Origin of the sequence: Peribacillus sp. YIM B13482 (assembly GCF_042787975.1) — a bacterium.
Classification (GTDB): Bacteria; Bacillota; Bacilli; order Bacillales; family DSM-1321; genus Peribacillus; species Peribacillus simplex_A.
This window is the reverse complement of sequence record NZ_JBHZPF010000020.1, coordinates 1-11,331: the sequence shown is the minus strand read 5'-3', so window position 1 is coordinate 11,331 and position 11,331 is coordinate 1. Positions and strand designations below refer to the sequence as shown.

The following is an 11,331-nucleotide window of genomic DNA, read 5'->3' as shown; positions in this document are numbered from 1 at the left end:
CAGTAGATAGGCCACATGCTAGAAGACTAACGACTGGCTTAGCTTAACAACCGTTGTTGCATCTGCCGAAGTTACGGTTAAAAACCGCAACCGCCACCGCAACCGCCACCGAAACCGCCACCGCAACGGCCACCGAAACCGCCGCCGAAACCGAAGAAACAACAACGATTCCTTCTTCTACAACAACAGTTGTTGTTGTTATGATGATGGTGGTGATGGTGTTGATCGCGGTCCCGATCCCGATCCCGATCGCGGTCACGGTCATGATCGCGGTCACGATCTCTGTCGCGCCTATTACAACCTCTCACAGCACGACAAAAATCGTCTGCGATTCTATCGTTATTATTGTTGTTACCATGATGATCATGATTATGGTTTCCAGAACATGACATATAAGTCACTCCTTCAATTATTTTTGTTGTACAAGATATCTTATTCGAGAGCGGACGAGATGCTATAGAAACATGACCCATTTAACAAAAATGTACGAATGCCCCAAAATCAACTTTATTATTGTACAAAAGACCGATACAAAAGCGATTAGGTATTTTTTTAATTAGTTTTTCATATCTTTACATATTAAGGCAGGTGAAAAGAGCAGCCCTATTTCAGGGGGAGTGTATATGAGAGGGAAAATGAAAGCAGTCGTCAAACATCACCGAGGATATGGGGCACAATTACAAGTTGTCGATATTCCGGATATTCGTGAGGACGAGGTCTTGATTCGAGTAAAGATGACCTCTATATGTGGAACGGATATTCATATCTTCACCTGGGATAAATGGTCGCAGGGAAGAGTGAATCCACCATACGTTTTTGGACACGAATTTGCTGGGGAAGTAATGGAGATAGGAGAAAATGTGAGCAATGTTTCAGTTGGTGATTGTGTATCTGCCGAAACACATATAGTTTGCGGTACATGCAGGCAATGCTTAACCGGGCAATTCCATATTTGTAAAAAAACAAATATTATCGGACTCGATAAACAGGGATGCTTTGCAGAGTATATAGCTCTGCCGGCCAAGAATCTATGGAAAAATCCAATTGGTATGCCACTCGATATAGCTACCATCCAAGAACCGATGGGAAATGCCGTACATTCAGTGCTTGCTGGAGAGGTCCTGGGTAAAACGGTGGCCATAATCGGCTGTGGTCCAATTGGGCTTATGGCAGTTGCTGTAGCAAAGGCTGCAGGTGCCGATAAAGTGATCGCTCTTGATATTAATGATTATCGGCTTCAGCTTGCCAAAAAGATGGGGGCTACAGACCTCATACATTCAATTAAACAAAATCCACTGGAAATCACGAAAGGCCTCACAAATTCGGATGGGGTGGATGTGGTTTGCGAAATGAGCGGTAATCCTACAGCTATTGAACAAGGGTTTAAGATGGCGACGAATGGTGGAAGGATATCAATTCTAAGTCTGCCATCTCAGCCGGTCACGCTTAATATAACGGATGATATTGTATTCAAGGGTCTTACTGTCCAAGGGATAACCGGAAGGAAAATGTTTTCAACCTGGCAACAGGTTTCAAGTTTGCTTGGGAGTGGCAATGTTGATGTAAAACCAATGATTACACACCGATTTTCACTAAGCGATTTTGAGAAGGGTTTTGAACTGATGATCAAAGGTCAGTGTGGCAAGGTGCTCCTAACCCCTTAAAGAGTGAGAAGGTTCACGAGTAAAACAACCAAATAAACGAGTAAAGCGGTCAAACTCACAAGTAAAATGCACAATTTCACGAGTAAAATGCCCAAACTCACGAGTAAAGCGCCCAAACTCACGAGTAAAATGCCCAAACTCACGATTAAAATGCACAATTTCACGAGTAAAGTGATCAAACTCACGATTAAAGCTCAAACTCACGAGTAAAGAGCATGGTCTGCATTTAAAATAGCTGTGAAGGAATAGTATCATCCTATCATTTAATAAGAAGAGGCTAATATCGTCATATTGAATATGCGAATCAAGCCTCTTCTTTCTTGTTCTTATTTTCCGCGTTTGTGAAAAATTTCTTACAATTGAAGAAGGCACGACAGAATGATTGTTTCTTGCTGTTAAAAGCTTTATACTAAGTTAATGTGGATATATCACAATTAAAAGCTAATATTTACTGGAAATTCTTAAAAAGAAACCGTCTAAAACCATTAGAAGATAGGTCTTGAAATAGTTGGTGAAGAAATAAACTAACTATTTTGAAAGGAGATTAACTATGAACGAGAAACAACGATTAGAATCACAACAAGTACAGGCTGAAAATTCAGCGGACAAAAAATCCGATAAGGACTTCAGTAAGTACTTTCAAGCCGTTTATATTCCGCCTTCCCTAAAAGATGCGAAAAAGCGAGGAAAAGAAGAAGTAGAATACCATGATGACTTTGCAATTCCTGAAGGTTTCCGTGGAATGGGAGAAGGCAAAAAGTTTTACATTCGTACATATGGCTGTCAAATGAACGAACATGATACAGAAGTCATGGCGGGCATCTTTACGGCACTTGGTTATGAGCCTACAAACACGGTGGATGATGCTAACGTCATATTACTTAACACTTGTGCGATTCGGGAAAACGCAGAGAATAAAGTGTTCGGTGAATTGGGCCATTTGAAATCATTGAAATTGGAAAAGCCGGATCTTTTGCTTGGGGTTTGCGGTTGTATGTCGCAAGAGGAGTCTGTTGTAAAGCGGATTCTAGAGAAGCACCATTTTGTAGATATGATTTTCGGAACGCATAATATCCACCGGCTGCCGCAAATTCTTAATGAAGCTTATCTTTCCAAGGAAATGGTCATTGAGGTTTGGTCCAAAGAAGGTGATGTAATCGAGAACCTTCCGAAAGTGCGTAAAGGCAAAACGAAGGCATGGGTCAATATCATGTATGGCTGCGATAAGTTTTGTACATACTGCATCGTACCTTACACAAGGGGTAAAGAAAGAAGCCGCAGACCTGAAGATATCATACAAGAAGTCCGTCATTTAGCGGCTCAGGGTTACAAGGAAATAACCCTGCTTGGACAGAATGTGAATGCATACGGTAAAGACTTTGCGGATATTGAATATCGTTTCGGTGATTTGATGGATGAAATCCGCAAAATCGATATTCCGCGTATTCGTTTTACGACCAGCCATCCCCGTGACTTTGATGATCACTTGATTGAAGTTCTGGCTAAAGGGGGAAATCTCGTTGACCATATCCATCTTCCAGTTCAATCGGGAAGTACGGAAACACTTAAAATCATGGCCCGTAAATATACACGAGAACAATATTTAGAGCTAGTAAAAAAGATTAAGGAAGCAATCCCAAGTGCATCGCTAACAACTGACATCATTGTAGGCTATCCGAATGAAACGGAAGAGCACTTTGAAGAGACGATGTCTTTATACCGTGAAGTTGGTTTCGATGCAGCATATACTTACATCTATTCACCACGTGAGGGAACACCGGCTGCGAAAATGCAGGATAATGTACCGATGGAAGTGAAAAAGGAACGCCTGCAACGTTTGAATGCCCTTGTCAATGAAACGTGTGCATTGAAAATGAAAGAGTATGATGGGCAGATTGTTGAAGTGCTTGTTGAAGGCGAAAGCAAGAAGAATGCGGAAATATTAGCAGGTTATACAACGAAAAATAAGCTCGTGAACTTCAAAGGACCAAAATCGGCAATTGGCCAAATCGTAAAAGTGAAAATCACTGGAACGAAAACATGGTCATTAAATGGGGATATGGTTGAAGAAGCAACGGCGATTGAGGTGGAGTAATATGACTAAATATACTAAAGATGACATACTGTCAAAAGCGGCAGAGCTTGCTGAAATGATTGCGAGCACGGAAGAAGTCGATTTCTTTAAACGGGCAGAAGCTCACATCAATGAAAACCAAAAAATCCGTGAAATGATCGCCAGTATCAAGAGCTTGCAAAAACAGGCGGTAAACTTCCAGCATTACGGAAAAGAAAAAGCATACAACCAAGTTCAGGCTAAAATCGATGCACTGGAAAAACAATTGGATGAACTACCGATCGTCCAAGAATTCAAACAATCCCAAGTTGATGTAAATGATCTTTTGCAAATGGTCTCATCACAAGTATCGAATAAGGTAACGGACCTGATCATTGAATCGACTGAAGGCGACGTCCTTCGCGGTGAGACAGGTTCACAGGTGCAAGCCGGAGGCGGAAGTTGTTCATGAATATTAAAAAGCCCTACTGATTTTGAACTATACCCCGAATAATGGACACAGTAAAAAAAGTCCCTTATTCGGGTAAAGTGTACCCCATTTTTTTGACAGTATGAAAAAATTGGCTAATAGGTGGTCCCGGTATTTTACCGGGGCCATTTTCTATAGTCCCCATTGATAACGAGACTCATTGTATTCTTCAATAACTCGATCAACTTCTTCCTTCACATCCGTTAAATTAGTACATGTTTTATATTCTGCTAAATCTTTAAAGTGGCCAAAAAAACTTTCCATCGGCGCATTATCCCAACAGTTCCCTTACGGGGATTGCACTCGGATGGAACTCGTGATTCATAGTCTGCCTTAGCTTGTTTAATGTTTCATAAACATATTCATATCTAATGGAGTGGATAAATGATACGTAACTATTTCTTTTATGACCGCATCTTTTACGCATGTTAAATAAGCTGACCCTTTCCATAATAAAGATAGGTAATGTCTTTTAGCAGAATTTCCTCTGGCTCCCTCGGTTTGAATTCACGATTAAGAAGGTTGGACAAGTAAGGTGCTCCTCCTTGGTTGTCTTAGCCATCTTTCGAGACGGTTTGGCCCTTCTGATTTTTGCGAAGAGATTATATTTTGCCATCAACCGTCTGATTTTCTTATGATTCATGACGGCCGAATGATCATTTTCCATAACCATTTTGATCTGGAGGGCGCCTGCTTTTTCCTTTTTACTGAGGAGTATATTTTTAATTAATTTTATGTCCAAATCATCCTGTTCCTCGCGTAGCTTACGGGTTGGAGCTGCCTTTAACCAATCATAGTAGCCACTTCGACTTACACCAGCTAATTTGCATAGATAGGAAACAGCCTTCTTACTGGTATTGCCTGATCGTTCTTTCAATCAGATAGAACTTCTCAGCTGCACGCCCGCCTTTCTAACTCTTCCAGCTTTTTTAGGAAGTCATTTTCCGTTTCAAGGAATTTGATTCTCGCTTCGGCCTTCCTAAGTTGATCCTCTGCAGACTGTGGCTTAGAAGAAGGGCGTCTTTCCTTTTCCGCGGCGTTCACAGGAAGCCTTCCTCCACCAAGCCTTTCAAGGTATCACGCCAGCGCTGTAGACAACGCTTAGGTTTTTCCTTACCAATGATTTCGAGATTGAATCCATGTTCTATGAAAATTTGAGAGGGGGATTTCCCCTTTTTTATATTCCTTAATAGCTTTTGTTTTAAATTCAGGATTATAGGAAAATAGAACACTCTGAAGCACTTATGATTTTTGGGTTCTTTTCAAGTTCTTTAATCTGTAAATCAGTATATGTATTCTTACTCGTTGACCCCCTCCGTCCATACTCATTACTCCTATTGGAACATAAATAAACCGGAAAAGGGACGCTTTTTTATGTGTCAGCTATCAGGGCCATAGTTCAATTTAGAAGGGCTTTTTTAATACTTGGAAATCCTTATACAGCGCCCATTCGTGACACATATCCCAAAAGATGCGCATAAAATAACCTAGGTTTAAAACATTACTGCAGTTTTCAAACAATTAAAATTCTACGCACACTAGACTTTTACCACGCATAGGATGAATGGAAACTGTATGAGGAGGGTTCGCTAGCATGTCACAATATAGAGAGATAATTACTAAAGCGGTGGTGGCAAAGGGACGTAAATTCACAAAGTCCTCTCACACCATTTGCCCGGCTCATCATCCTTCTAGCATTCTAGGTTGTTGGATCATCAACCATAAATACGATGCAAAGAAAGTCGGCAAAAAGGTAGAAATTCACGGCAGCTACGAAATCAACGTCTGGTATTCTTATAACCATAATTCAAAGACGGAAGTTGTAACTGAAAAAGTGCAATATACCGACGTGATTTCGCTGAAATACCGTGATCCCGATTGTCAAGATGACCATGAAATCGTTGCAAAAGCTGTCCAACAGCCGAATTGTTTAGAAGCTTGCATCTCCCCATGTGGACAAAAAATAATTGTCCATGTGGAAAGGGAATTCTTTGTGGAAGTCGTCGGCGAAACGAAAATTTGTGTCGCTGTTAATCCAGATGGCCGCTGTGAGGATGACTGGGGCTCTGATTTCGATGATGAGGAATTTGAAGATTTAGATCCGGATTTCCTTGATGAATTCGAAGACGAATAGAATATAGAAAGTAACTACCGGATGACATTCCCTTCATCCGGTTTTATTTATTTTGTAGCGGGGCAAGTCCTTTACCAAAAAATAAGATTGAAATGATACTATATACGTGTACATATTTTTGCAGATACTTAACTAGCATTCAACAGTTTAATCCCACAGGATAATTGATTTACATTCAATTTCGAATACAGGCAATGTTGCTTACCCGTATGTTATAATGAAGGACATAAATGGGTAATAGATTTTAGTTTGGAAAGGTTTTGAAAGAATGGCTGGATATACTCCGATGATACAGCAATATTTAAAAATTAAGGCAGAGTATCAAGATGCCTTTTTATTTTTTCGTTTAGGCGATTTTTATGAAATGTTTTTTGACGATGCACTGAATGCATCACAGGAGCTCGAAATCACATTAACGAGCCGAGAAGGTGGTAGTGAAGATCGAATTCCGATGTGCGGGATTCCATATCACTCGGCTCCTAATTATATTGATATATTGATAGAAAAAGGGTTTAAAGTAGCTATTTGTGAACAGACTGAGGATCCCAAACAAGCCAAAGGTGTGGTACGCAGGGAAGTTGTCCAGCTGATTACTCCGGGAACGAAAATGGACAGTAAGGGTCTTAGAGAAAAGGAAAATAATTATATTGCCACCATCACTTATTTTACGGATGGTCAGTTTGGCTTTGGATACAATGATTTATCGACAGGGGAAAATAAGGTCACTTTGATTGAGAGTTTTGAAGAAGTTCTGAATGAATTTGCCATCCTTGGTGCTAGCGAAGTGGTCATCGCTGAAGATTTCAATGAAGAATGGAAAAAAAAGCTGCAAGAACGGGGAGCTGCCGCTCTGTCCCTAGAGAATAATTTGGTTCAAAGCGAGTCATTCGCTGCATTGCTTCAACTGTTAAAAGACCAGAAACTGGCGACAACGACCTCACGTTTATTGAATTATCTATACCGTACCCAAAAACGCAGCCTGGATCATTTACAGCCAGTGCTTGCATATGAAACGTCACAATATATGAAAATTGATTATTATAGCAAACGCAATTTGGAGTTGACTGAAACCATTCGTTCCAAAGGTAAAAAAGGCTCATTATTATGGCTGCTTGATGAAACGAAAACAGCCATGGGCGGAAGGATGCTGAAGCAATGGATTGATAGACCGCTCATTAATAAAAACCAGATCGAGCGGAGGCAAAACCTTGTTGAAACCCTGAAAAATCAATACTTCGAACGGCAAGACTTACGTGAACGCCTGAAGGAAGTGTATGACTTGGAGAGGCTGGCCGGAAGGGTCGCCTTCGGGAATGTAAACGCTAGGGACTTGATTCAATTGAAGCGTTCATTGCAACAGGTGCCAATCATTCGTGAAATCGTGAAGTCAATGGCTTCCGATCATGATATTTCAATTCTTGCCGAAAAATTGGATCCTTGTGAAGAGGTGACGGATTTGCTTGAAACAGCGCTTGTTGAAAACCCGCCATTGTCCGTCAAGGAAGGGAATATCATTCAGGACGGTTTCCATAAGGAGCTGGATATATACAGGGATGCCAGCAGGAACGGGAAAACGTGGATTGCTCAGCTGGAACGTGAAGAGCGGGAACGTACAGGAATCAGATCATTGAAAATCGGTTATAATCGTGTTTTTGGCTATTATATTGAAGTCACACGAGCCAATTTGCACCTGCTTGAAGAAGGGCGCTATGAAAGGAAGCAAACTTTAACGAATGCCGAACGTTATATCACACCTGAATTAAAAGAAAAGGAAGCTTTGATTTTACAAGCAGAGGAAAAAAGCATCAGTTTGGAATATGACCTATTCCTCAATCTTCGTGAAGAGGTCAAAAGCTATATCCCGCGCTTACAGGATTTGGCGAAAGGCGTCAGTGAATTGGATGTCCTGCAGTGCTTTGCGACGATTAGCGAAGAACGCCATTATGTGAAGCCTGTCTTTTCTGATGATCGAAGAATCGTCCTGAAGGAAGGTCGGCATCCAGTAGTGGAGAAAGTCCTTCAATCACAGGAGTATGTCCCAAATGACTGCTTTATGGATGGAGAACGGGAGCTACTCTTGATCACAGGGCCCAATATGTCGGGTAAAAGCACGTATATGCGCCAGCTTGCACTAACATCGATTCTAGCGCAGATTGGATGCTTCGTTTCCGCAAGTATAGCTGAATTGCCTATTTTTGATAAGGTATTTACTAGGATTGGCGCTGCTGATGATTTGATTTCCGGTCAAAGTACATTCATGGTCGAGATGCTTGAGGCAAGAAATGCCATTATGAATGCGACTGAAAACAGTTTGATATTATTTGATGAGATCGGGCGGGGAACATCAACTTACGATGGGATGGCACTTGCCCAGGCCATCATTGAATATATTCATGAAGAAATTGGGGCAAAGACCCTCTTTTCGACTCATTATCATGAATTGACGGTATTGGCATCGGAACTGCCTAAATTGAAAAATATCCATGTCAGTGCAATTGAGCAAAATGGAAATGTTGTTTTCCTTCATAAAATTAAAGAAGGGCCAGCAGATAAAAGTTATGGAATTCACGTGGCAAAGCTTGCTGATTTACCGAAGCAGTTAATTGATCGGGCCGCTGCTATTTTAGCGAAGTTAGAGAATGAAAATGGACAAGAAAAGGGGATGCATGAGCAGCCTGCTGCTGTTGTAAAAGCACCTATCGCCGAAGCAGCTCCTGTAACATCAGTCAATGAAGCACAGCTTTCCTTCTTTGGGGAAGAGGCTCCTAAGGGAAGAGTGAATTCCTCACCTAAGGAAAATAAGGTGCTGGACGACATAAAATCACTGGATATCCTTGAAATGACGCCGCTTGAGGCGATGAATATTCTTTATAAATTACAAAAGAAACTAAAATGAGAACAAAAGCGAGGCGATAAAAATGGGGAAAATCATACAACTTGACGAGGCTTTATCTAATAAAATCGCAGCTGGCGAAGTTGTAGAACGCCCTGCCTCAGTCGTTAAGGAACTTGTGGAAAACGCAATAGATGCAAACAGTACCATTATAGAGATTGAATTGGTGGAAGCTGGACTTGGTTCCATTCGGATCGTGGACAATGGCGATGGGATTTTGGCTGATGACATTGAGGCAGCATTTAAACGTCATGCCACAAGTAAAATAAAAGATGAAAATGACCTCTTCCGAATTCGAACACTGGGCTTCCGGGGAGAAGCGATGCCCAGTATTGCTTCAGTTTCCCGTTTCGAATTGAAAAGCAGCACTGGAGAAGGTGTAGGAACGCGCATACTTCTTGAAGGCGGCATGGTTAAAGAACTCGAGGCTTCATCCAGCCGTAAGGGAACGGATATCCTGGTTTCCGACTTGTTTTACAATACTCCTGCAAGGTTGAAATATATGAAAACCATTCATACCGAGCTAGGAAATATTACGGATGTCGCTAACAGGCTCGCACTTTCGCACCCGGATGTTTCTATACGGTTATCCCACAATGAGAAGCGTATCCTGCATACGAATGGTAACGGTGATGTCAGGCAGGTGCTAGCAGCAATCTATGGGACGAATATCGCCAAAAAGATGATTCCGATTCAGGCAAGCTCTTTGGACTTCAAATTATCCGGATATATCGTTATGCCGGAGGTCACCCGGGCTTCAAGGAATTATATATCAACTATGATAAACGGCCGCTTCATAAAAAACTATGCACTCGTGAAAGCGATCTTGGATGGGTACCATACACTTCTCCCAATTGGCCGTTTTCCAATTGCTTTGTTGAATATTGAAATGGATCCGATTCTTGTCGATGTCAATGTCCATCCATCCAAAATGGAGGTAAGGCTCAGTAAGGAACAGGAGCTTTACAGTCTTTTATCAGAAACGATTAAATCTGCGTTTAAAAAGCTATCTCTCATTCCTAGTGGATATACACCTGCACCAAAGCCGGAACAGGTGAAAAGTGAGCAAACTACTCTGGATTTGGACCATGTCGTGGAAAAGGGGAAGCGTATCCTTGAAGAAGCCAAGAAAGAAGCTTCACTCTTGAAGGATACCTTAATCCGGGAAAAGCAGGGACAAAAGAATTATGAGGATCATGTTGAAGAATTCAATCTCGAACCGATAAAGGAATTAATCTACAGCAATGAACAGCAGCAAATGGGAGATGCCTATATACCGGTCTTACCAGAAGATGAAAGAAAACCATATTTCGAATCGGCTGAAAAATATACAACCTACACTGTCGAGCAAGAGGAAGAAATCGAGGAGGATGAGTCGGAGAGTCGAATCCCTCCCATGTACCCAATTGGGCAAATGCATGGAACATATATTTTTGCCCAAAACGAAAAAGGTTTGTATATCATAGACCAACATGCTGCCCAGGAACGGATCAAATACGAATATTTTAAAGAAAAAGTCGGAAGAGTCGAAAACGAGCTACAGGATATGCTCGTACCCATCACGCTTGAATTTTCGACTGACCAATGTATCCGGATAAATGAATATCGGCATGAGTTGGAACGAGTCGGCGTCTTTTTAGAGGAGTTTGGCTATAACGCCTATATTGTCAGATCGCATCCTCAATGGTTCCCTAAAGGAATTGAACAGGAAATACTGGAAGAAATGATCGAACAATTGTTATCGATGAAAAAGGTAGACATCAAAAAACTGCGCGAGGAAGCAGCAATCATGATGAGCTGTAAAGCCTCCATTAAGGCAAACCGTCATCTGCGCAATGATGAAATTCAAGCACTTTTGGATGAACTAAGACGGACAACCGATCCCTTCACATGCCCTCATGGCAGACCTATCATCATCTCTTATTCCATTTATGAAATGGAGAAAATGTTCAAGAGGATCATGTAATAATAAACACTGGAGAACCCGTATTTACAAGGACTCTCCAGTGTTATTTTTATTAAAGGCTCTTTTCGTAAAGATTGTTGTTTTTAAAACGAAACTATTTAAGGTTGATTGGAGCGGAAGTGCGAGACTCC

10 protein-coding genes are annotated in these 11,331 nt (G+C 41.3%); 7 read left to right on the top strand and 3 right to left on the bottom strand.

Going from position 1 to position 11,331, the window contains the following annotated elements:
- Window positions 1-53: 53 nt before the first annotated feature.
- From ACFX4L_RS11700 to ACFX4L_RS11685, 4 genes are all read left to right on the top strand, one after another.
- Complete coding sequence (locus ACFX4L_RS11700) at window positions 54-389, top strand: hypothetical protein (RefSeq protein WP_377405237.1); 336 nt, start codon at window positions 54-56, stop codon at window positions 387-389.
- A gap of 234 nt (window positions 390-623) precedes the next feature.
- Window positions 624-1,664, top strand: a complete 1,041-nt coding sequence (gene tdh / locus ACFX4L_RS11695; RefSeq protein WP_284472094.1) for an L-threonine 3-dehydrogenase — start codon at window positions 624-626, stop codon at window positions 1,662-1,664.
- A gap of 550 nt (window positions 1,665-2,214) precedes the next feature.
- On the top strand, window positions 2,215-3,759 hold the full coding sequence (gene miaB / locus ACFX4L_RS11690) for a tRNA (N6-isopentenyl adenosine(37)-C2)-methylthiotransferase MiaB (RefSeq protein WP_061462480.1): 1,545 nt from the start codon (window positions 2,215-2,217) through the stop codon (window positions 3,757-3,759).
- A 1-nt stretch (window position 3,760) separates the two neighbouring features.
- A complete protein-coding gene (locus ACFX4L_RS11685) occupies window positions 3,761-4,189 on the top strand; it encodes a YlbF/YmcA family competence regulator (RefSeq protein ID WP_061462481.1) in 429 nt (142 codons plus the stop codon).
- A gap of 150 nt (window positions 4,190-4,339) precedes the next feature.
- On the opposite strand, the gene ACFX4L_RS11680 is transcribed toward ACFX4L_RS11685, so the two are convergent.
- The 3 genes from ACFX4L_RS11680 to ACFX4L_RS11670 all read right to left on the bottom strand — a co-directional run bounded on the left by ACFX4L_RS11680 (window position 4,340) and on the right by ACFX4L_RS11670 (window position 5,251).
- Window positions 4,340-4,471 carry an IS3 family transposase gene (locus ACFX4L_RS11680; RefSeq protein WP_375166244.1) on the bottom strand — a complete coding sequence of 44 codons (132 nt, stop codon included), beginning with the start codon at window positions 4,469-4,471 and terminating at the stop codon, window positions 4,340-4,342.
- Between the two features lie 208 nt (window positions 4,472-4,679).
- Entirely contained in the window at window positions 4,680-5,084 is a 405-nt protein-coding gene (locus ACFX4L_RS11675) for an IS3 family transposase (protein WP_284471242.1), read from the bottom strand.
- Between the two features lie 14 nt (window positions 5,085-5,098).
- Window positions 5,099-5,251, bottom strand: a complete 153-nt coding sequence (locus ACFX4L_RS11670; protein WP_284471241.1) for a hypothetical protein — start codon at window positions 5,249-5,251, stop codon at window positions 5,099-5,101.
- 550 nt (window positions 5,252-5,801) lie between these two features.
- On the opposite strand from ACFX4L_RS11670, the gene ACFX4L_RS11665 reads away from it, so the two are divergent.
- The 3 genes from ACFX4L_RS11665 to mutL all read left to right on the top strand — a co-directional run bounded on the left by ACFX4L_RS11665 (window position 5,802) and on the right by mutL (window position 11,200).
- Window positions 5,802-6,341, top strand: coding sequence for an outer spore coat protein CotE (locus ACFX4L_RS11665; protein WP_089364422.1), 540 nt, complete (start codon window positions 5,802-5,804; stop codon window positions 6,339-6,341).
- A 268-nt stretch (window positions 6,342-6,609) separates the two neighbouring features.
- A complete protein-coding gene (gene mutS / locus ACFX4L_RS11660; protein WP_317776837.1) occupies window positions 6,610-9,237 on the top strand; it encodes a DNA mismatch repair protein MutS in 2,628 nt (875 codons plus the stop codon).
- Between the two features lie 22 nt (window positions 9,238-9,259).
- Window positions 9,260-11,200: a DNA mismatch repair endonuclease MutL gene (mutL, locus tag ACFX4L_RS11655; RefSeq protein WP_377383774.1), complete on the top strand. Its 1,941-nt coding sequence runs from the start codon at window positions 9,260-9,262 to the stop codon at window positions 11,198-11,200.
- Window positions 11,201-11,331 lie beyond the last annotated feature (131 nt).